The sequence below is a fragment of the Aquabacterium sp. genome (assembly GCF_050725395.1).
Taxonomy (GTDB): Bacteria; Pseudomonadota; Gammaproteobacteria; order Burkholderiales; family Burkholderiaceae_C; genus Aquabacterium.
In genome coordinates, this window is record NZ_JBOHHL010000005.1 from 186,077 (window position 1) to 206,030 (window position 19,954).

Annotated in this window: 17 protein-coding genes; 5 read left to right on the top strand and 12 right to left on the bottom strand. The window is 67.4% G+C overall.

Annotated elements, in window-relative coordinates:
- Positions 1-17 precede the first annotated feature (17 nt).
- The 4 genes from ACREB4_RS05545 to leuS form a co-directional block, all read right to left on the bottom strand.
- A complete protein-coding gene (locus tag ACREB4_RS05545; RefSeq protein WP_431587203.1) occupies positions 18-1,373 on the bottom strand; it encodes a condensation domain-containing protein in 1,356 nt (451 codons plus the stop codon).
- A 122-nt stretch (positions 1,374-1,495) separates the two neighbouring features.
- Entirely contained in the window at positions 1,496-2,563 is a 1,068-nt protein-coding gene (holA, locus tag ACREB4_RS05550) for a DNA polymerase III subunit delta (protein WP_431587204.1), read from the bottom strand.
- 7 nt (positions 2,564-2,570) lie between these two features.
- Positions 2,571-3,155, bottom strand: a complete 585-nt coding sequence (lptE, locus tag ACREB4_RS05555) for an LPS assembly lipoprotein LptE (RefSeq protein ID WP_431587205.1) — start codon at positions 3,153-3,155, stop codon at positions 2,571-2,573.
- A 10-nt stretch (positions 3,156-3,165) separates the two neighbouring features.
- A complete protein-coding gene (leuS, locus tag ACREB4_RS05560) occupies positions 3,166-5,868 on the bottom strand; it encodes a leucine--tRNA ligase (RefSeq protein ID WP_431587206.1) in 2,703 nt (900 codons plus the stop codon).
- Positions 5,869-6,083: 215 nt separating this feature from the next.
- Here leuS and ACREB4_RS05565 point away from each other — a divergent pair, with 215 nt between their 5' ends.
- The gene (locus ACREB4_RS05565) at positions 6,084-7,454 is read left to right on the top strand and encodes a cellulose binding domain-containing protein (RefSeq protein ID WP_431587207.1); all 1,371 of its coding nucleotides are present in this window, start codon (positions 6,084-6,086) and stop codon (positions 7,452-7,454) included.
- 16 nt (positions 7,455-7,470) lie between these two features.
- Here ACREB4_RS05565 and ACREB4_RS05570 read toward each other — a convergent pair whose 3' ends face one another.
- The 6 genes from ACREB4_RS05570 to ACREB4_RS05595 all read right to left on the bottom strand — a co-directional run bounded on the left by ACREB4_RS05570 (position 7,471) and on the right by ACREB4_RS05595 (position 13,111).
- Entirely contained in the window at positions 7,471-8,160 is a 690-nt protein-coding gene (locus tag ACREB4_RS05570; protein ID WP_431587208.1) for a helix-turn-helix transcriptional regulator, read from the bottom strand.
- 16 nt (positions 8,161-8,176) lie between these two features.
- Positions 8,177-8,566 (bottom strand): VOC family protein, encoded by a 390-nt coding sequence (locus ACREB4_RS05575; RefSeq protein ID WP_431587209.1) that lies wholly within the window; start codon positions 8,564-8,566, stop codon positions 8,177-8,179.
- Entirely contained in the window at positions 8,563-9,525 is a 963-nt protein-coding gene (dapA, locus tag ACREB4_RS05580; RefSeq protein ID WP_431587210.1) for a 4-hydroxy-tetrahydrodipicolinate synthase, read from the bottom strand. The genes ACREB4_RS05575 and dapA overlap by 4 nt, the downstream gene beginning before the upstream one ends.
- A 240-nt stretch (positions 9,526-9,765) precedes the next feature.
- Positions 9,766-10,656 (bottom strand): alpha/beta fold hydrolase, encoded by an 891-nt coding sequence (locus ACREB4_RS05585; protein WP_431587211.1) that lies wholly within the window; start codon positions 10,654-10,656, stop codon positions 9,766-9,768.
- A gap of 102 nt (positions 10,657-10,758) precedes the next feature.
- Positions 10,759-12,291, bottom strand: coding sequence for a glycerol kinase GlpK (gene glpK / locus ACREB4_RS05590; RefSeq protein WP_431587212.1), 1,533 nt, complete (start codon positions 12,289-12,291; stop codon positions 10,759-10,761).
- A 1-nt stretch (position 12,292) separates the two neighbouring features.
- The gene (locus ACREB4_RS05595; protein ID WP_431587213.1) at positions 12,293-13,111 is read right to left on the bottom strand and encodes a DeoR/GlpR family DNA-binding transcription regulator; all 819 of its coding nucleotides are present in this window, start codon (positions 13,109-13,111) and stop codon (positions 12,293-12,295) included.
- Between the two features lie 173 nt (positions 13,112-13,284).
- Between ACREB4_RS05595 and glpD the strand changes: the two genes are divergently transcribed.
- A complete protein-coding gene (gene glpD / locus ACREB4_RS05600) occupies positions 13,285-14,961 on the top strand; it encodes a glycerol-3-phosphate dehydrogenase (protein ID WP_431587214.1) in 1,677 nt (558 codons plus the stop codon).
- Between the two features lie 7 nt (positions 14,962-14,968).
- Here glpD and ACREB4_RS05605 read toward each other — a convergent pair whose 3' ends face one another.
- A complete protein-coding gene (locus ACREB4_RS05605) occupies positions 14,969-16,006 on the bottom strand; it encodes an AraC family transcriptional regulator (protein ID WP_431587215.1) in 1,038 nt (345 codons plus the stop codon).
- Positions 16,007-16,111: 105 nt separating this feature from the next.
- Between ACREB4_RS05605 and ACREB4_RS05610 the strand changes: the two genes are divergently transcribed.
- From ACREB4_RS05610 to ACREB4_RS05620, 3 genes are read left to right on the top strand one after another with little or no spacing between them, the layout of a single operon-like run.
- Entirely contained in the window at positions 16,112-16,906 is a 795-nt protein-coding gene (locus ACREB4_RS05610) for an SDR family oxidoreductase (RefSeq protein ID WP_431587216.1), read from the top strand.
- A 25-nt stretch (positions 16,907-16,931) separates the two neighbouring features.
- The gene (locus ACREB4_RS05615) at positions 16,932-18,008 is read left to right on the top strand and encodes a hypothetical protein (protein ID WP_431587217.1); all 1,077 of its coding nucleotides are present in this window, start codon (positions 16,932-16,934) and stop codon (positions 18,006-18,008) included.
- Positions 18,008-19,009, top strand: a complete 1,002-nt coding sequence (locus ACREB4_RS05620; protein ID WP_431587218.1) for an NAD-dependent epimerase/dehydratase family protein — start codon at positions 18,008-18,010, stop codon at positions 19,007-19,009. The genes ACREB4_RS05615 and ACREB4_RS05620 overlap by 1 nt, the downstream gene beginning before the upstream one ends.
- On the opposite strand, the gene ACREB4_RS05625 is transcribed toward ACREB4_RS05620, so the two are convergent.
- The gene (locus ACREB4_RS05625) at positions 19,010-19,945 is read right to left on the bottom strand and encodes a PaaI family thioesterase (RefSeq protein ID WP_431587219.1); all 936 of its coding nucleotides are present in this window, start codon (positions 19,943-19,945) and stop codon (positions 19,010-19,012) included.
- Between the last annotated feature and the right edge of the window lie 9 nt (positions 19,946-19,954).

The window sequence follows — 19,954 nt, forward strand, 5'->3', positions numbered from 1 at the left end:
TCAGATCGTGATGCCCGTCACGCCACCGGGTTTGGCGGTGGCGTCGAGGTGATGTCCCGGAACTGGCGGTCCAGCCGCTGGAAGAAATCCAGCACCGCGCTTTCGTCAGTTTCGTCGTTTTGAAAAGCCACGGTGAAAAACAATTTGCCGCCCAGGTTGACCAGGGCCAGCAGCAGGGCGGTGCTGAGTGTGGCCGGCCAGATCTCGGTGAAGCGCGCCTGGGCGTCTTTCGGGTGGATGGCCTCGACGTTGCCCAGGTTGGTGAAGTGGCAACTGAGGATGGGCAACGAGCCCTTGGCCTTGGATTGCACGATGAAGTGGCTGTAGAGGGTGCGGCCCATCAAGGGCAATGCCTCGTAGAACATGAGTGGAAGTGCGTACTCACGTCGCTCGTACCGTGACAGGTGATCCTTGACCTGGCTTTCGACCGATTGCACCTGCGCGGCCAGGGTGTCCTGGCGGCCGGAACGCACGGTGAACGAGGACACGAAGTTGCCGAATTCAGGTTGTTGGCCTTCCGGGAAATAGCGCCTCAGGTCGACCGAAATGCGGATGGCCGAGACCGCCTGGGGATCGTTCGGCGCCAGGGTCAGGAAGGCATTGGCCATCACGGCCACGACCAGGTTGTTGACCGTGGTGCCGGTCTGCTTGGCAAGCACCTTGAGCTGGTCCGAGGTGCAGGGCAGCTCGTGGTACCGGACGCTGGTGGTGGTGTAGCGCTCGCTGCGGCGGCTGGCCAGGGTGATGATCTTCTGGCCGCGGCTGCTTTGCTCGTCGCGCCGCTTGTTGCGCCACCAGCCCTGGATGCTGGCGGGCCATTGCGTCCATTTGTGCGGCGTGACGGCGGCCACCATGCTGGACGATTCGATCGGGACGGACTTGATGGGCTGGCCGCTGAGCCGGCCCAGCAAGGCGGTCAGCATCTGCACGACCGAACGGCCATCGCCGATGATGTGGTGCACGGAGAACACCAGCAAGGGTGTTTGATCGTGCGGGATGAAGCGCGCGCGCCAGGGCAGGCCGCGTTCCAGCGAGATGGGTTCGTTGATGAAGGCGCTGTGGAAGTGCTCCAGCGCGGACCGCGAGGTGGCGTCGATGCCGGGTTGCACGCGGTAGGCGTCGTCGAAGAGTTGGTCCAGCCAGGCGTCGTCGGGCAGGATGCGCAGCTTGTAGGTGAGGGCAGTGGGCACGATCACGCCCCGCAGGCGCGGGACGGCCGTGGTCAGTTCGCGCAGGGCTTGGCGCAGCAGGGCTTCGTCCACCGGCCGGTCGAAGCGCATCATGAAGGGCATGTTGATGGGCCCCAAGAAGCCTTCTCCGGCCCAGTACATGTGCTCGGAACGGTTCAGGGGCACCAGGGTGGCGTCGCTCAAGGGATGCTTTCTTCTCAAATGCCGGTCGTTCCCCAATATAACAAGTGGGCCGGTGGGTGCCCGTGCGGAGTTTCCACAGCAAGCCGGCCCAATTCAAGCGATGGTGCACCGCACCACCACCCTCAGTGTTGGGGCGCGAGTTGGCGGCAGAGCATCAGCGCCAGCCGGCGCAGGGCCTCCCAGGGGTCTTCGGGCCACTGGGGGTGGCGCAGGCCCTTGACGATGCCATCGACCGTGCTGGCCGAGGTGACCAGGCGGGCCAGGGCCGGGCTTTTCAGGCGCGGCAGAACGCGCTCGAACAGGCGCTCGCGCGGGCCCCAGACGCGCTGTTCGCGGAGCACCATCGGCAGTGGTTTGCCGGCGTCGAGGCCGGCGCGGCTGCGGTGCAGGGCCATGATCTCTTCGGACAGGGCCCAGTGCACCAGCACGGCGGCCTCGCCTTCGGCCTGCAGGCCATCGATCATGCGCAGGGTGCGCTGAACCTGGCCGGACAGCACGGCGTCGCTCAGCTTGAAGACGTTGAAGCGGGCCACGTCGACCACGGCGTCCTCGATCTGGGCGATGGTGATGACCCCGGGCGGGTGGAGCAGGCCCAGCTTGGCGACCTCCTGGTGGGCGGCCAGCAGGTTGCCTTCGACGCGGTCGGCGAAGAAGGCGAGGGCGCGCTGGCCTTCTTCGCCCGGCTCGACCTGCTGGCCCTGGGCGGCCAGGCGCTGGGCGATCCACAGGGGCAAGGCGTTGCGTTCGATGGGGTCGCAGCGCAGGGTCACGCCGGCGTTGTCGAGCGCGGTGAACCAGGCGCTGGTGGTCTGGGTTTTGTCGAGCCGGGGCAGCGTGATGACGGTCAGCACGCTGTCGTCGTGGGCGTGGTGTTCGCAATAGCTTTGCAGGGCGACCGAGCCGTCCTTGCCGGGCTTGCCGGAAGGGATGCGGATCTCGATGAGCTGCTTGTCGCCGAACAGGGACATGGCATTGCCCGCGCCCAGCAGGCTGGACCAGTCGAAATAAGCGCCCGAGACGGTGTGCACCTGGCGCTCGGTGAAGCCCGCCACGCGGCCCGCGGCGCGGATCGCGTCCAATGCTTCCTGCGCCAGCAGGGGCTCGTCGCCATGGACGGTGTAGATGGGCTTGAGTCCGGCGGGGCCGACCTTGCTCAGGTGGGCGGCCAGTTGGTCCAGGCGCAGTTGCATGAAGGGCTCAGGGCGCGGCCAGTTGCTCGGGCCGCACCACGGCCAGGCGGCGCATCACCTGCTGGACGATGTCGGTCTGCATGGCGCGGTGCATGGCGGCCGATTCGTCGATCTTGGCCAGCGCGTCTTTTTCGTTGTAGGGCAGGTCGCTGGTCAGCAGCAGCTCGGTCGGGACGATGATGTCGCTGCCATCGGCCCGCGTCAGGCGGAAGCGGAAACGGGTGCGCAGCGAAATGTCGCGCACCTGGCTGAAGGCGGTGATGGAGGCCACGGCCTGCTCGCGGGTGTCGGACAGGGCTTCGAGCACCACGTGCGAGGTGAGGATGCGCGGGTTGGACGCGGCCACGGCCGCGGGCAGGTTTTGCTGCGCGGCGGCCACGGCCGTGCTCTCGACCACGGACACGCCCGCGTCTTCCAGGGCCTTGGCCAGTTCGGCGGCCAGCGGCGAGTTGGCGGCGAAGCCCGACAACTGCACGCTCTTGAAGGACATGTGCGGTGCGCGGCGCAGCTCGAAGCCGCAACCGGCCAGGCCACTGACCGCGGCACTGGCCGACAAGGCCAGCAGGGACAAGGTGAAGGTGCGCCGGTTCATGCCTTGCACCTTACACCACCACGTTGACCAGGCGGCCGGGCACCACGATGATCTTCTTGGGCGGCTTGCCTTCGCTGAACTTGGCGACATCTTCGCTGGCCAGCGCGGTGGCCTCGATGGCGGCTTTGTCGGCGGTGGCGCTGACCTTGATCGAGCCGCGCAGCTTGCCGTTGACCTGCAGCATCAGCTCGATCTCGTCCTGCACCAGGGCGGCTTCGTCGACGCCGGGCCACATCACGTCGAGCAGTTCGCCGCAGCATTCGGCGTAGCCCAGGTCGGTCCACAGCACGTGGCTGATGTGCGGGCACACGGGGGCCAGCAGGCGCAGCAGGATGCTGGTGCATTCGGCCAGGGCGGCGCTGTTCTCGGGTGTGGCGGGCAGCTTGGCGGCTTCCAGCGTGTTCAGCATCTTCATGAGCGCCGACACCACGGTGTTGTACTGCATGCGCTCGTAGTCGTAATTGGCCTGGCGCAGGATGGTGTGGATCTCGCGGCGCAGGGTCTTGGCCTCGTCTGAAAAAGCCACGGGCTGTGTGCGGTCCACGCCGAAGCCGGGCTTGATCAGCTCGGCGTTGCGCGTCACGAAGTTCCACACGCGCTTGATGAAGCGGTGCGCGCCTTCCACACCGGAGTCGTTCCACTCCAGCGTCTGCTCGGGGGGCGAGGCGAACATGACGAACAGGCGGGCCGTGTCGGCGCCGTACTGCTCGATCAGCTCCTGCGGGTCCACGCCGTTGTTCTTGGACTTGGACATGGTGCCGATGCCGCCATAGTCCACCACCGAGCCATCGGACTTGAGCTTGGCGCCGACGACGACCTTGCCGCTGTCGTCCATCACGTGTTCGACCTCGTGCGGCCAGAAGTACTCGACGCCGCCTTGCGCGGTCTTGCGCGAGTAGATGTGGTTGAGCACCATGCCCTGTGTCAGCAGCTTCTTGAAGGGTTCGTCGACCTGGGTCAGGCCCAGGTCGCGCATCACCTTGGTCCAGAAGCGCGCGTACAGCAGGTGCAGGATGGCGTGCTCGATGCCGCCGATGTACTGGTCCATGCCCCGGTCGCCAGGGGCGTTGGCCGCACCCATCCAGTACTCGGTGCGCTCGTCGACCATGCTGGTGGCGTTGTCCGCCGCGGTGTAGCGCAGGAAGTACCAGGACGAATCCACGAAGGTGTCCATGGTGTCGGTTTCGCGCTGGGCGGGCTTGCCGCACTTCGGGCAGCCCACGTTCAGGAAGTCGGGGCGCAGCTTGAGCGGGTTGCCGCTGCCATCGGGCACCACGTCTTCGGGCAGGACCACGGGCAGGTCTTTTTCGGGCACGGGCACGGGGCCGCAATCGCCGCAGTGGATGATGGGGATGGGGGTGCCCCAGTAGCGCTGGCGGCTGATGCCCCAGTCGCGCAGGCGCCAGGTGGTTTTCTTCTCGCCGATGCCTTGGGCGGCCAGCAGCTCGGCGACCTTGTTCACGGCCTCTTTGTGGGTGAGTCCGTTGAGCACGCCGCTGTTGACGCACACGCCCTTTTGCTTGTCGCCGTAGCTGTCTTTCCAGGCGGCGGTGTCGAAGGCCTCGCCTTCCACGGCGATGACTTGCTTGACCGCGATGCCGTACTTCTTGGCGAACTCGAAGTCGCGCTCGTCGTGCGCGGGCACGCCCATCACGGCGCCATCGCCATAGGACATCAGCACGTAGTTGCCGACCCAGACCTCGACCTGGTCACCGGTCAATGGGTGCTTGACGAACAGGCCCGTGGGCTGGCCCTTCTTCTCTTGCGTGGCCAGCTCGGCTTCGGTGGTGCCGCCGCTCTGGCACTCTTCGATGAAGGCCTGCAGCTTGGGGTTGGATGCGGCCGCGTGCGTGGCCAGGGGATGCTCGGGCGCCACGGCGCAGAAGGTCACACCCATGATGGTGTCGGCGCGCGTGGTGAAGACCCACAGTTGGCCGTGGTTGATCAGTGCGCCATCGGCGCCCTTGATGTCGTGCTTGAACGCGAAGCGCACGCCTTCGCTTTTGCCGATCCAGTTCTCCTGCATCACGCGCACGCGCTCGGGCCAGCCCGACAGGTAGTTCTTGTCCTCGGGGTTGGCGACGGCGCTCAGCAGTTCATCCGCGTACTTGACGATGTTCAGGTAGTAGCCAGGAATCTCGCGCTTTTCAACGGGCGCGCCCGAGCGCCAGCCCTTGCCGTCGATCACCTGCTCGTTGGCCAGCACGGTCTGGTCGACCGGGTCCCAGTTCACGGTCTGCGTGCGGCGCTCGGCGATGCCGGCCTCCAGCATCTTCAAAAACAGCCACTGGTTCCACTTGTAATAAGAAGGCTGGCAGGTGGCGACCTCGCGCGACCAGTCGATCGCCAGGCCCATCGCCTTCATCTGCTTCTTCATGTAGGCGATGTTGTCGTAGGTCCATTGCGCGGGCGGCACCTTGTTTTTGAGCGCGGCGTTTTCCGCCGGCAGGCCGAAGGCGTCCCAGCCCATGGGCATCAGCACGTTGTGGCCGTTCATGCGCAGGTGGCGCGTGAGCATGTCGTTGATCGTGTAGTTGCGCACGTGGCCCATGTGCAGCTTGCCGCTGGGGTAGGGCAGCATGGAGCAGGCGTAGAAGGGCTTCTTGGACTTGTCCTCGGTGACGCGGTAGGCGTCGCGCTCGTTCCAGTGCTGCTGGGCGCGCGCCTCGGTGGCGCGTGGGTCGTAGGGCTGGTTTTCGGCTGAATCGCTCATGGGTGCACCGCAAAGACAAGATCAGGCTGGTGCCCAGCTTGCGTCATGCGGGCTTCCAGCCTGTGGAAAGGGGAATCCAGGATTATAGGAAGGGTGGCACCCGCGTGGTTTTGCGGATGGATTGTGTCGACACCGGCCACTATGCTGACGCAAAGCGTGCAATGGCCGATGGGCCTGCATGCGCTTTGTCCTGAAAATCTATACAAGGGAGAAACATGAAGTCTCGATTCTTCAAGGCCACCTTGCTGGCCACCAGTCTTTGGCTGGCCGGCGTGGGCCATGCGGCCACGGCGTCCACTGCGTATGTGCTCAAGGAACTGGGCAACCAGCAAAACCACCAGACCCCCGTCGCCATCAATAACCTGGGCGAGATCGTGGGGGTGGTCACATCGCCTTCCTGCTGCCTGTACAGCGGTGCGCTGTTCTGGACGGCGAGCGGTGAACTCAAGTCGGCCAGCCCCATCGCGCCCCGCACCAACTATTCGCTGGTCGGCCTGAACAACGTGGGCCAGCTGATCGGCCGATACGACTACAGCGGTGCCGATTATCCCAAGCCGGCGCCTGCGTGGACCCTGCAGGACCTGCCGGGCAAGTCCGTTGTGTCGATCAAGGACGCCGTGGCGGTCAATGACCATGGGCTGGTGGCCACCACCACCGGGCTCTACCTGCTGAGCGGCGAGTGGCTGCTCGACTTCAACACGCTGGGCAGCGGCAATGTCTTGAGGGCCCTGGGCAATGGCGGCATGGCGGTGGGGTCCTACCAGCTGTCCGGACAGTCCGCACAGCACGCGGCCGCGTGGTCCGGCTCGTTCGGCTCGGACCTGGGGACGCTGGGGGGCAGCAGCAGCAACGCTTTTGACATCAACGACGACGGCGTGATCGTGGGCCAGGCCCAGACCGCTGGCGACGCCGCCCGGCATGCCACGCGGTGGGATGCCTACAGCAACGCGATCGTCGACCTGGGCACGCTCGGTGGCCAGAACAGCACGGCGCGGGCCATCAACAAGTTGGGTGTGGTGGTCGGATCTGCCCAGGATGCGAATGGCGTCCAGCGCGCCACCATGTGGGTTGACGGCAAGGCGATCGACCTCAACACCTTGCTGGTGCCGGGTTCGCTGCCGGCCGGCACGGTCCTGGACGCCGCCTACGACATCAACGATGCCGGGCAGATCCTGGTCAAGATCCCGTCCGGCGGGCCCAACATCATCGAAGCCGGCGGTTTCCTGATGACGCCTTACGTTGCGCCCGTGGTGGCCTGCACGGCCAGCTACAAGATCACCAGCACCAACAACCTCATTGGCTTCGCCGTCAAGGTGACGGTGTCCAACCTGGGCGATGCGCCGCTGACGGGCTGGAACGTGGGCTGGACCTACAGCGCCAGTCCTTTCATCATCGCCAGCAGCAACGCCAAGCTCAAGGTCGTGGGTACCACCGTGAAGGCCACGCCGGTCACGGCCAATCAGACCATCGCGGCCAAGGGCAGCACGGCCTTCACCTTCACAAGCCTGAAGGGCAAGACGATCCCCACAGTGAGCGGCCTCACGGCCGACCTGGGCGGCAAGACCTGCACCACCACGGTGGAGTGAGCCTTTCAGCCGGACGCTAGCGCGGCATGGGCTGGCTGATCTGTCGGAACAGATCGGCCAGCGTCTTGCCGGGCTCGTCGGTGAAGGTGCGCGGGCCGACGTCCATCTGCTGGATGCGGTCGATGCGGAACTGGCGGAAATCCTCGCGCAGCTCGCACCAGGCCGACAGCGTCCAGACCGCATCCCAGTAGAGGCAGGCCAGCGGGCGCAGCCAGCGGCCCGTGGGCTGGCCGTTCACGTCCTGGTACTGGATGTTGACCACGCATTTCGACTCGATGGCGCGGCGCAGGTGGCCGAGGCGGTCCAGGTGCAGGGCCTCGTGCGGCCGCGCGATGGCGTGCAGCTGCAGGCTGTCCGCGGCGGCGCGGCTGTCCAGGGGCAGCACGCTCAGGATCTTGCTCAAGGCGTTGTCGGCCTGCGCGGCCAGCGCCGGGTCGAGCCGATGGCGCGCAATGCGCACCGACGCGACCAGGGCCTGGGCTTGTTCGGCGGTGAACATGAGCGGTGGCAGGTTGTAGTCGTGCGCCACCCGGTAGCCTACGCCGGCCTCGCCGTCGATGGGCACGCCTTGCGCCTGCAAGGCCGCCACGTCGCGGTAGACCGTCCGGACCGACACCTCCAGGCGCTGCGCCAGCCATTCCGCCGTCGAAAGGCGGCGGCCCCGCATCAGTTGCAGCAGTTGGAAGAGTCGGTCGGCGCGGCGCATGGTGCCGGTATTGTCCTCAGCTTTGGGCGTGCAAACCCACGCGCCGGCCTTCCGGGTCGGTCACGTGCGCGAAGCAGCCCATGCCTGGGGGCAGTTCCTGGCGTGGCTTGATGATCCGCCCGCCCGCGGCTTCGACGCGCTGCAGGGCATCGTCCAGACTGGGGTTGGCGTTCAGGTAGACCAGGGCGGCGCCATGGTTGTCCAGCGGCACATTGGGTTCGGCCAGCAGGCAGCCGTGGATGCCGCCGTCGTCGGAGGGGAAGACCGCCATGTCGGCGCCGCCGAAGTTCTCGCGCTTGAGCTTGACGCCCAGCAGCTGCTCGTAGAAGGGCTGGGTGCGGTCGATGCTGCGCACGGGCAGTTCGAACCAGTGGATGGCGTGGCGGGTGGGGGTGGCTGTGCTCATGAGAGGGCTCCTTGGGTGTTCGGTTGAAGTGAGCCCTCATGGTGCCGAGGGGCTCCTGACAACGTGCTGTCAGGAGGGATGGCCGCGGCCAGGTCTTGCAGTTGTTTCGCCACACGGGCCTGGGTGGTGGCCGAGACCGGGGTCATGGGTGACCTCAGTTCGTTGCCCAGCCATCCCTGGTGGTGCAGCGCAGCCTTGACGCCAGCGGGATTGGGCTCGTCGAACAGCGTGCGCACCAGGGGCGCCAGCCTGTGGAAGATGGCGCGTGCCTCGTTCAGCCGTTGGGCCTGGATGGCCTGGTGCATGGCCACGAACAGGTCGGGCCTGACTTGCGCCGCGGCCGCGATCGTGCCGTGCCCGCCCATGCACAGGTGGCTGAACACGGCGGCGTCCTCGCCGGTCAGCACGGCCAGCCGGCCATCGGCGATCAGGGCCTGGGTCTTGTCGGGCGAGCCGCCGCAGTCCTTGATCGCGCGGATGTTCGGGTGGCCAGCCAGGGTCAGCAGCGTGTCCAATTCGAGCGTGACGCCGGTGCGGTAGGGGATGTCGTACAGCACGATGGGGGCCCGCGAGGCGTCGGCCAGGCGGGTGAAGTGGTCCACGATGCCTTGCTGCGATGGCCGCACGTAAGGAGGCGGGGGCACCATGACACCGGCGAGGGGCCGCTGGTTCAGCCCCCGCAGCCCCCGCAGCCGCTGCAGCAAGTCGCCGCCATGCACGCCCGCCAGGCCGGCCACCACGGGCAGGCCGTGCGCGCTGTCCAACACCGTGTCGAGCACGGCGATCTGCTCGTCCTCATCGAGCATGGCGGGTTCGCCCGTGGTGCCCAGCGGGGCCAGGCCGTGCACACCGTGCGCCACGCAATGGCCCACCAAGCGCCGCAAGGCCGCGTGATCGACCGGCCCTTGGTGAAAGGGCGTGACCAGCGGAACCCAGATTCCTGAAAAGACGGAAGACATCGACAACACTCCTGAAGAACATGACCGCATGAAGGGGCCGTTCAGAAGTGCGAGGGAAGGTTGTCGTGATGGCGCCCGGCTTGGGCGTTCAGCGGCTGTTCCGTCGCCCATCTGGGACGGAACAGCGTGGCTCCGGTCAGATGAGCTGCTGTTTTTTGGATTTGAGGAAGGCCGCGACCGCACGTGGCCCCGCCACGCCGACGGGGGCGCAGGTGGTCAGGGGCAGGAGGGCGGCGGCATTCATGGCTTGAGTGTACCCAGGTTGCCGACGAACTCGCGCACGGCCTGCGCGAAAGCCTGCGGTTGCTGCAGCGTGACCCAGTGTCCCGCGTTCAGTTCACGGCGTGTCAGGTGCGGCACCCAGCGGGCCAGGTCGGCGGTCAGGGCCGGGCTGACAAAGCGGTCCTTCATGGCCACCAGCAGTTGCACGGGGGCATGCGCGAAGCGTTCGCGCGGATGCAGCATGCAGGCCAACACATTGGCGCGGTACAGGTTGATGCCGTGGGCACCGTCTTCAGCCTGCGACGCCCTGGGCTCGATGTGGGTGCCTTCCAGAAAGCGCATCAGGCCGGGCCAATGGCGGCCCAGCACCCCGCGCCACAGGGCCTCGGGCAGCCAGGGCAGCTGGAAGAAATAGATGTACCAGGACTTGAGCGATTGCATGCCCAACTGGGCCAGGCCCGAAGCACTGGGGTGGCGCATGCGGTCGCGCATCCAGAAGCCCACGTGGTCCAAGGACGGGCCTGAGCACGAGGTGTAGGACGCGATGCGGCCCTTCAAGGCTGGCTCGGTGACGAACTCCCAGCTTTGCACCGAACCCCAGTCGTGGGCCACCAGGTGAACGGGCTGGTCGGGGCTGACCGCGTTGATCACGGCGGTGAAGTCCTCGGTCAGCCGGGCCAGCTTGTAGTCGGCCACGGCCTTGGGCTTGAAGGAGTCGCCCGCGCCGCGCACGTCGTAGGCCACCAGGTCGAAGTCCTGGTGAAGGTGCTGGGCCACGGCGTCCCACTTGCTGCTGTTGTCGGGGTAGCCATGCACCAACACCATGACGGGCTTGCCCGGGGCCCCCCAGCGTTTGACGGCCAGGCGGCCGCCGGGTGACTGGACAAAAGAGGTGGTGGGCAGCGGCATGTTCATCCGCCTGCATGTTACTGACTCGCCGGTCAGTGCCTAGGGGGCATCGCGACACCAGGGAAGTGCCGGCGACATTCGGGCCCAGGGTCTTTCCCTTTGTCAGTGGGTGCAGGCCTGTCTCACGGCGCGCTCCCAGTGCGCCATCAGCGCCTGCGCGCGTTCGCGGGGCAGGGTGGGGTGGAAGACGCGCTCGGTTCGCCACAGGCGCGCCAGGGTCGCGGTGTCCTGGTAGACCCCGCAGGACAGGCCGGCCAGGAAGGCCGCGCCCAGGGCGGTGGTTTCGACCACCTTGGGCCGCACCACCGGGATGCCCAGCAGGTCGGCCTGGAACTGCATCAGCAGGTTGTTCACGCAGGCGCCGCCGTCCACCCTCAGTTCGGTCACCGGGTGGCCACCGGCGGCGACCGCGTCTCGGCTCATGGCCAGCAGCAGGGCTGCGCTTTGGAAGGCGATGGATTCGAGCGCGGCGCGCGCGATGTGCGCCACGGTGCTGCCGCGCGTCAGGCCGACGATGGCGCCGCGCGCGTCGCTGTCCCAGTAGGGCGCGCCCAGGCCGGTGAAGGCGGGCACGAAGATGACGCCACCCGAGTCGGGCACGCTTTCGGCCAGGGACTGCACCTCGCTGGCGGCGCGGATGGCTTGCAGGCCGTCGCGCAACCACTGCACCACGGCGCCGCCGATGAAGACGCTGCCTTCCAGCGCGTACTGGGCGGGCGCGGTGCCCACTTGCGCGGCGGCGGTGGTCAGCAGGCCGTTGGCCGAGGGTTGGGCCAGGCCGCCGGTGTGCATCAGCATGAAGCAGCCGGTGCCGTAGGTGTTCTTGGCCAGGCCCGCCTCGAAACCGGCTTGCCCGAACAGCGCGGCCTGCTGATCGCCCGCGATGCCGCCGATCGGCAAGCCTTTCAAGCCAGGCAAGGCCTCGGCTTGCCCACCCCAGGTGCCCACGTCGGCCACCCCGAACTCGTGGCTGGACGGGTGCACGCTGGGCAACAAGCTGCGCGGGATGTCGAGCAGGCTCAGCAACTCGTCGTCCCATTGCTGGGTGTGGATGTTGAACAGCAAGGTGCGCGAGGCATTGGTGATGTCGGTGGCGTGCACCCGGCCACCGGTCAATTGCCAGAGCAGCCAGCTGTCCACCGTGCCGAACGCCAGTTCGCCGCGTTCGGCGGCGGCGCGCGCGCCTTCGACGTGGTCGAGCAGCCACTTGAGCTTGGTGCCCGAGAAGTAGGGGTCGATCACCAGGCCGGTCTTGTCGCGGATGGTGTCGCCCAGGCCGCGTTCGCGCCATTGGGCACACAGGCTTTCGGTGCGGCGGTCCTGCCAGACGATGGCGTGGGCCACGGGCTCGCCCGTGTCGCGGCGCCACAGCACGGTGGTCTCGCGCTGGTTGGTGATGCCGATGGCGCGCACCTCGCTCAGGGCATGGCCTTGCGCCTGGGCTTGCTGCAAGGCGGCCAGCGCCGTGTCGCGTTGGCTGGTCCACAGCTCGATCGGGTCGTGCTCGACCCAGCCGGGGCGCGGGTAGATCTGGCGGATCTCGCGCTGGGCCTGCGCCAGGATCTGGCCGTGCTCGTCGAACACGATGCTGCGCGAACTGGAGGTGCCCTGGTCCAGGGCGAGGATCAAGGCCATGTCAGGGGGCGATGGTGAGCGCGACACCGGCTTCCTGCAGCAGCGCCGGGAAGGGCGGGGGCGGCAAGGCTTCGGTGAACACGCGTTTGATGTGGTGCAGGCGGCCCGATTCGGCCAGCGCGGCCTGGTTGAACTTGCTGACGTCGGTCGCCAGCCAGCACTCGCGCGCCTGGTTCATCATGGCCTGGGCCACGGGCAGTTCGCGCAGGTCGATGTCGCGCATGGTGCCATCGGGGTCGATGCCCATGGCCGACTGGATGGTGATGTCGACCTTGAATTGCTGCAGGAAGGCCACGGTGCTGTCGCCTTCGAGCGCGCAGTCGCGGCCGCGCAGGACCCCACCGGCGATGTGCAGCTTGCAATCGGGGTGTTCGCTGAGGACCTGGGCGGCGTGCAGGTTGTGGGTGATGATGCGCAGGCCGGGGCGGCGCAGCAGTTCGCGCGCGATGGCCTCGACCGTGGTGCCGTTGCCCAGCATGATGCTGGCCCCATCGGGGATGGCGGTGACCACCGAGCGCGCGATGCGCGCCTTGGCGTCGGCGCGCAGGGCTTGGCGTTCTTTCCAGGCGCCCACCGAGGGCGCGGTGCGCGGCAGGCTGACGCCGCCATGGAAGCGCAGCAGCAGGCCCGCGTCGGCCAGGCGCTGCACATCGCGGCGCACGGTCTGCATGGTCACGTTCAGGCGCAGGGCCAGGCGTTCGACCGAGACCGCCCCGCGCGCGCGCACTTCTTCAAGCAGCGCGATCTGGCGGGGGTTGGGACGCCAGTCGCTGCCCACGGGCGTGGCCGTGGCGTCCTTCGAGGGCAAGGTGCTCGTCATGGCTGTCAGCTAAACGAAAAAAAGCGACAATAATGAAAAAAAACGAGCTTGCCTAGTGGGGAATGATCTGGCCGGGCGTTTCGGTGGTGGCGACGACACGGTTGCGTCCGCGCTTGGCTTCACCCTCATGGCCTGGCCGCGGTGGCCGGTTCCGGCGTCGATGCTGCCCCAGTATGATTTGCGGTCAGCGGAAAAGGAGACCTCGTTTGTCAACGACCAGTGCCGAGGCTTCATCGGCGGATCACCATTGCGATGTCCTCGTGGTGGGCGGCGGCATCAATGGCGTCGGCATCGCGCGCGACCTGGCCGGGCGAGGCTGGAACGTGGTCTTGTGCGAGCAGGATGACCTGGCCAGCCACACGTCGTCCGCGTCTACCAAGCTGATCCATGGTGGGCTGCGGTATCTGGAATATGGCGAGTTCTCACTGGTGCGCAAGGCCCTGGCCGAGCGCGAACTGCTGCTGCGGTCCGCGCCCCACATCATGTGGCCGCTGCGTTTCGTGTTGCCGCACGATGCCTCCATGCGCCCAGCCTGGATGATCCGCATCGGCCTGTGGCTGTACGACAACCTGGCGGTGCGCGAGTTCCTGCCGGGCAGCGGCACGGTCAATCTGAAGGGCGACCCACTGGGGGCGCCCTTGAACGCCAAATGGACCAAGGCCTTCGTGTATTCGGATGGCTGGGTGGACGACGCCCGGCTGGTGACGCTGTGTGCCATGGATGCCGCTGAACGCGGCGCCATGATCCTGCCGCGCACGCGCTGCGACAAGCTGCAGCCCATGCCGGGCGGCTGGCTGGCCGAGCTGGTCCGCCAGGATGCCCTGACGGGCGAGGCGACCCACACCATCCGCGTCAGGGCGAAGGCCGTGGTCAACGCGGCGGGGCCGTGGGCCGAACAGCTGCTGCGCCAGACCATGAACGTGCAGCCCAGGGCCGCGGGCGGCAAGCAGCGCGATGCGGCGTCGGGGGCGCACTTGCGCCTGGTCAAGGGCAGCCACATCGTGGTGCCGCGCATCTTCAACCACGACCACGCCTACATCTTCCAGGGCGAAGACCGGCGCATCATTTTCGCGATCCCCTACGAGCGCAACTTCACCCTGATCGGCACGACCGATGTCGAGCACAAGCAGGCGCCTGGCGCCGTGAGCATCGACCCCGAAGAAGTGATGTACCTGTGCCAGCACGCCAGCCGCTATTTCCGCCAGCCAGTGCAGCCGGGCGACGTGGTCTGGCAGTTCGCGGGGGTGCGGCCTTTGCTGGACGACGCCAAGGGCAAGGCCTCGGCCGTGACGCGCGATTACCGGCTGGAGGCGCACGCCCACCCATCGCCCTGGTTGACGGTGTGGGGCGGCAAGCTCACCACCTTCCGTTTGCTGTCGGAAGAGGCCTCGGACATGGTGGGCCGGCAGTTGGGCGAATTGCGCCACCGCTGGACGGCGGATGCGGTGTTGCCTGGCGGCCAGTTGACCGACCTGATCGACGAGGCCGTGCATCCCGAGCTGGACATGACGGAGTTCCAGTCGCGCCTGCGCCGCCGGCATCCCTGGCTGGACCTGGCCCTGATGCGGCGCTGGACGCGCGCTTATGGCAGCCGGGTGTTGCGCATGCTGGATGGCGTCACCTCGCGGACCGACCTGGGCGCGGAGGTGGCCCCCGACCTGTACGAGGTCGAGCTGTTCTACTTGAAGCGGCACGAGTGGGCGCAGACGGCCGACGACATCCTGTGGCGGCGCAGCAAGCTGGGCTTGCACTACACACCGGCGCAGCGTCAGGCGGTCGTGGATTGGGTGCAGGCGCAGGCCGACAGTGGGCGCACGCTGGGGTTCCACCACAGTGGGATGAGCCGCTGACCCGGCTTCAAACGTGCTTGAGTGCCTGCCGCCATTGCAAGGGCGGCACGCCCGACCACCGTTTGAAAGCGCGCGAGAACGCGCTCTGCTCCGAATAGCCGACCAGCGCGCCGACCTCGGCCAAGGTCAGGCGCGGATCTCGCAAATGCAGTTCGGCCACTTGCCGCAATGCCGTGTCACGCAATGCCCGGAAGTTCAGTCCCTGCTCGGCCAGCCGGCGGTAAAACACGCGGGGCGACAGCCTCAGTTCTTGCGCCACCTGCTCCAGTTCCGGCGTGCCGCGCGGGGCCAGGTGGGCCACCACGCGGCGCGTCATCTCGGCCAGATCGCCGGCATCGGGCAATTGCGCCATGGCCGCGTCCACCTGTTCTTCCATCAGCCGCAGCAAAGTGGGATCGGGTTGCCGCAGAGGGGCCAGCAGGCCTTGCACCGGGATGGCCAGCCGCGTGATCGGCTGGCCGAAGCGCACGGGGCAACCGAAGTAGGCCTGGTAGGGGCGTGTGTCGGCAGGCGGTGGGTTCACGAAATCGACCAGGGCCAGCGGCAGCCGCTGGCCGCACACATCGCGGCCGAACTGCACGATGCCGGTGATGCCGGACTCGTCGAACAGCGCGCCCGGCTTGCCCTGCGCGATGCCCCATTGCAGCTCCAGGTTGCCGCCTTCGAAGCGGTGCTGCACGGGGTTGATGTCGTGGACCAGCCGGTGGTAACGCTGGATGCGCATCAGGCTGGCGCCCAGGTTCTCGCAGGCCAGCAGCACATAGCCCAAGGCCCCCAGGTGCGCGGGCTGGATGGTCTGGCCCAGGTGCAGGCCCAGCAGGGGATCGTGCAGGTGCTCGGCGGCCTTGATGAGCAATTGGCAATAGGCCTCGGCCGGGAAGCGCGCCAGCTGGTCGGCGTCGTCCAGTTTCAGCCTGGATGGCAGCACCTCGGCGGGCGCCAGGCCTTGCGCCAGCAGGTAATCGCGCAGCACGCGCACCAAGGTCAGCGGCACCATGCCTTGCACGGCATCGCGCTCGTACAGGCGCGCGGGAAGTTTCAGCATGGACGAAATTGTCAAATTTTAGGACGATGAGGTCAAGACGGGTCATCCCTGGCTGGCTATCCTGCCGATGGATTCATCTCACCTCATTCAACAGGCGGCTCATCCATGCGCGGTTTGCAAGGGCAAAGCATTTTCATCACCGGCGCGGGCGCTGGCATCGGGCGGGCCGTGGCCGAGCGTTTCGCCAAAGCAGGCTGGTTCGTCGGCCTGTACGACGTGGACGAGGCCGCCGTGCAGGCCTTGCGCCAACAACTGGGGCCGGACCGCTGCCACGCCGGCCGCCTCGATGTGTCGCGGGCCGAGGACTGGGCACCACAGTTGCAAGCCTTCTGGCAAGCGGCCGGCCAGCGGCTGGACCTGCTGCTCAACAACGCCGGCATCGCCGTGACCAGCCATTTCGAAGACGCCGAGCTGGCGCGCCACCACCGCCTCATCGACATCAACCTGAAAGGCGTGGTCAACGGCTGCCACACCGCCTTGCCCTTCCTGAAGCAGACGCCTGGCGCGCGCGTGGTCAACCTGTGCTCGGCGTCTGCCTTGTTCGGGCAGCCCATGCTCAGCACCTATTCGGCCACCAAGGCGGCGGTGCGCGGCTTCACCGAGGCGCTGGACATCGAATGGCAACGCCATGGCATCCGCGTGGTCGATGTGCTGCCGCTGTTCGTCAACACGGCCATGGTGCGCGACGACGTCAGCAAGATGAAAACCGTGCAGACCCTGGGCGTGCGCCTGAGTGCCGAGGACGTGGCCCGCACCGTGTGGCGCCTGTCGCAAGGCCGGCCCTCGCGCCTGCCCCTGCATTCGCCCGTGGGCTGGCAGACGCACTTGTTCTACCAACTGGCCAAGCACACGCCCGATGCCCTCAACCGCTTCGTCACGGCCCGCATGGCCGGCCATTGACACCGCCTATTCATCCACGATGCCCATGAACACCCACACCACACCCCTGCCTGCCGGCATGAAGGCCATCACCGACTTCGACGAGGCCCGGCAATCCAGCAGCCCCCAGGCGCGGCTGAAGGAGGTGCGCCGCTGCGCCCTGGCCTTGCGCGAACGCATGATGGCCGAGCCCGAAGTGCTGTTCTACCGCAGCTTCAACCTGATCCGCGCGCCTTACCCGACCTACTACGCCTTTTCTGGCGTGTTCGCGCAGGCGGCCTTCAAGTTCCCTTTGGTGCACTTGCTCAACCGCCTCTTCGTGGTCCAGTACCGCGACCATGATGGGGTGGTGCGCACGCTCATGCTCTCGCCCACCGACCACGAGGCCAACCGCGAGACGCCTTTCTTCAAGCGCCTGGCCCAAAAGGTGCCGCGCAGCCTGGACAGCGTCTTCGCACCTCAGTACCACACCGTGCAAAGTGCGCTGGCCGAATGCGGCATCGCGCCTGAACGGGTCGACTACATCAGCTACGACCACCTGCACACACAGGACGTGCGGCGCTGGTTGGGGTCAAAAAGCAAGCCGGGGTATTTCCCCAAGGCGCAGCTGCTGGTGCACCGGCAGGAGTGGCAGTCCACCCAGAACCTGCTGCCCCTCCAGGCCGATTGGTACTGCCCGCAAGGCATCGAGGGCATCGAAGCCGACCGCGTGCTGGCCTTCGGTGGCAGCCTGAGCCTGGGGCCAGGCCTGGCACTCATCCACACGCCGGGCCACACCGAAGGCAACCACTCGATGGCCGCGCGCGTGCCCGATGGCCTCCGCGTGACCAGCGAGAACGGGGTGGGCGTCGATGCCTACGAGCCTCGGCATTCGCGCATCAACGCCGTGCGCCGGCATGCGCTGAACACGGGCGTCGAGGTGATCCTGAACGGCAACACGCTGGAAGACAGCAACGACCAGTACATCTCCATGGTGCTGGAAAAGACGCTGGCCGGCCCCTCGGCCCACCCCGAGTACCCCAACTGCGCCACGTCGAGCGAGCGCACGCCCTTCTGGCTCTTCCCCGGTGACGTCGCCAGCCACCTGTTCGGCGAGGCGCACTTCGGGCAGGTGCAGCGGTGATGGCCGCGGCAGCGCCAGGTGCGGTGCTGGTCACCGGGGGCTGTGGCTTCCTGGGCCGCTCCTTGGTGATCCAGTTGCTGCGCCAGACCAGCGACGACATCAGGGTGCTGGCCTTGCCGCACGAAGCCGTGCCGAGCGATTGGCCCGTTGAGCGCGTCGCGGTGCTGCGCGGCGACATCACGCGGCGCGAGGACGTCGAACGTGCGGCACAAGGCTGCCATCGGATCTTCCACCTGGCCGCCTTGGTGGGCGATGGCGGCACGCACGCGCAACACGAGCGCGTCACCGTGGGCGGCACGGCCCATGTGTTCGACGTGGCCTTGGGGCAGGGCGCGTCCGTGGTGCTGACCACCAGCGTCTGCGCCTATGGCGATGCCATCCAGCGCGGCCTGTGCTCGGAAGACACGCCCCTGGGCAAGCCGCAAGGCCCTTATGGCCAGGCCAAGCAAGGCCAGGAAAAACTGGCCTGGCGTTTCCGGGACCAAGGCGGCCAGGTGTGCGTGGTGCGGCCGGCCAACATCATCGGGCCGGGCTCGGGCCCCTGGTTGCTGGACGCGGCCCAGGCCTTGCGCCAGGGCCTGCCGGCCTTGGTGGGCGGTGGCCACGGCAACGCCGCCCTGGCCATCGTCGACAACGTGGCCGACTTCCTGGTGCTGGCGTCCAGGCTGCCCGCCGCACAGGGCCAGGCCTTCAATGTCCACGATGGCCTGCCCATCACCTGGCACCGCTATTTCATGGACCTGGCCGGCTTGATGGGCGCGAAGCCGCCGCGTTCGATTCCGCGTGGGCTGGCCTACCTGGGCGCGAGCGCCTCCGAGCCTTTGTTCCGGCGATTCATGCCGGGCCGGCGTCCGCCCGTGACCCGCGAGGCCCTCAACCTGATCGCCTGGGACAACCGCTTCCCGACCGACAAGGCGCGTTCACTGGGCTGGGCCCCGGTGCTGGACTACCCGCAGATCCTGCGCGCCATCCAGGTGGACATCCAGGCCCGTGGCCTGTGATCAGGCCTGGTCGCGCGGCAGCAGGAAGTGGCCGCGTGCCGTGGCGACTGGCTTGGCCTGGTCTTCCTGCCACACGGTGACCTGCACCAGGGCCACGCGGCTGCCTTGCCGGATGGTGGTGGCCTGGGCGAAGGTGTCCACGGGGCGCGCCGAGCGCAGGTAATCGATCGAGAAGTCGACGCCGCGCGGTGGCGTGCCATCGCTCAGGCCCATGGTCGACACCAGGTGCAGCACCATGGCCGTTTCGGCGAAGCCGGCCAGCACGCCGCCATGCAAGGCGGGCAGCACGGGGTTGCCGATCAGTTCGGGCTTGAAGGGCAGGCGGAACAAGGGGGCGTCGTCATCCTGGCGCGCGCTCTGGTGCACGTTCAAATAGTCGACGTAAGGCGACACGCCGGGCTTCAACGCCGGCGTGACCGTGGGCGGCAGGGCAACCGGCTGGGGCTGGGCGTCGGGGCTGAGCCGGGCGGGGTTGGGCGCGGCCGAAGGGTCGCGGCGCGCGCTGGCGGTGGCGCGCATGAAGGTGGCATGGACCGTGGCCAGCACCTCATCTTGCCCCGGCTGGCGGATCTCGCCGCGCACGAAGGCCACGCTGCGCGACAGGCGGTGGCATTCGGCATGGCAGACCAGTTCACGGTCGGCCACCGCAGGGCGCAGGTAGTCCATGCGCAGGTCCAGGGTGGCGAAGGGTTCCATCACGTCGAGGGCGGTGCCCACGGCCACGCCACAGGCGGTGTCGGCCAGCACGGTCAGCACGCCAGGGTGCGTGAGCTGGCGTTCGGAGTCGCCGGTCCAGTTGCCATGGGCCGGCATGGCCAGGATCGCGTGGTTCTGCGAAGCCTCGGTCACGTGCATGTTCGAGGCGCGGGCGTAAGGGATGCCGGCGATGAAGGCGTGGACCCACTGCAGGCGGTCGGTGTCGTTGAAGAGGCTCATAGGATCAGG

What these genes read in the sequence shown, in the direction of transcription:
- holA (WP_431587204.1), bottom strand. Translation starts at nt 2,563, where the DNA reads ATGCAACTGCGCCTGGACCAACTGGCCGCCCACCTGAGCAAGGTCGGC.
- lptE (WP_431587205.1), bottom strand. Translation starts at nt 3,155, where the DNA reads ATGAACCGGCGCACCTTCACCTTGTCCCTGCTGGCCTTGTCGGCCAGT.
- leuS (WP_431587206.1), bottom strand. Translation starts at nt 5,868, where the DNA reads ATGAGCGATTCAGCCGAAAACCAGCCCTACGACCCACGCGCCACCGAG.
- ACREB4_RS05565 (WP_431587207.1), top strand. Translation starts at nt 6,084, where the DNA reads ATGAAGTCTCGATTCTTCAAGGCCACCTTGCTGGCCACCAGTCTTTGG.
- ACREB4_RS05570 (WP_431587208.1), bottom strand. Translation starts at nt 8,160, where the DNA reads ATGCGCCGCGCCGACCGACTCTTCCAACTGCTGCAACTGATGCGGGGC.
- ACREB4_RS05575 (WP_431587209.1), bottom strand. Translation starts at nt 8,566, where the DNA reads ATGAGCACAGCCACCCCCACCCGCCACGCCATCCACTGGTTCGAACTG.
- dapA (WP_431587210.1), bottom strand. Translation starts at nt 9,525, where the DNA reads ATGTCTTCCGTCTTTTCAGGAATCTGGGTTCCGCTGGTCACGCCCTTT.
- ACREB4_RS05585 (WP_431587211.1), bottom strand. Translation starts at nt 10,656, where the DNA reads ATGCCGCTGCCCACCACCTCTTTTGTCCAGTCACCCGGCGGCCGCCTG.
- glpK (WP_431587212.1), bottom strand. Translation starts at nt 12,291, where the DNA reads ATGGCCTTGATCCTCGCCCTGGACCAGGGCACCTCCAGTTCGCGCAGC.
- ACREB4_RS05595 (WP_431587213.1), bottom strand. Translation starts at nt 13,111, where the DNA reads ATGACGAGCACCTTGCCCTCGAAGGACGCCACGGCCACGCCCGTGGGC.
- glpD (WP_431587214.1), top strand. Translation starts at nt 13,285, where the DNA reads ATGATTTGCGGTCAGCGGAAAAGGAGACCTCGTTTGTCAACGACCAGT.
- ACREB4_RS05605 (WP_431587215.1), bottom strand. Translation starts at nt 16,006, where the DNA reads ATGCTGAAACTTCCCGCGCGCCTGTACGAGCGCGATGCCGTGCAAGGC.
- ACREB4_RS05610 (WP_431587216.1), top strand. Translation starts at nt 16,112, where the DNA reads ATGCGCGGTTTGCAAGGGCAAAGCATTTTCATCACCGGCGCGGGCGCT.
- ACREB4_RS05615 (WP_431587217.1), top strand. Translation starts at nt 16,932, where the DNA reads ATGAACACCCACACCACACCCCTGCCTGCCGGCATGAAGGCCATCACC.
- ACREB4_RS05620 (WP_431587218.1), top strand. Translation starts at nt 18,008, where the DNA reads ATGGCCGCGGCAGCGCCAGGTGCGGTGCTGGTCACCGGGGGCTGTGGC.
- ACREB4_RS05625 (WP_431587219.1), bottom strand. Translation starts at nt 19,945, where the DNA reads ATGAGCCTCTTCAACGACACCGACCGCCTGCAGTGGGTCCACGCCTTC.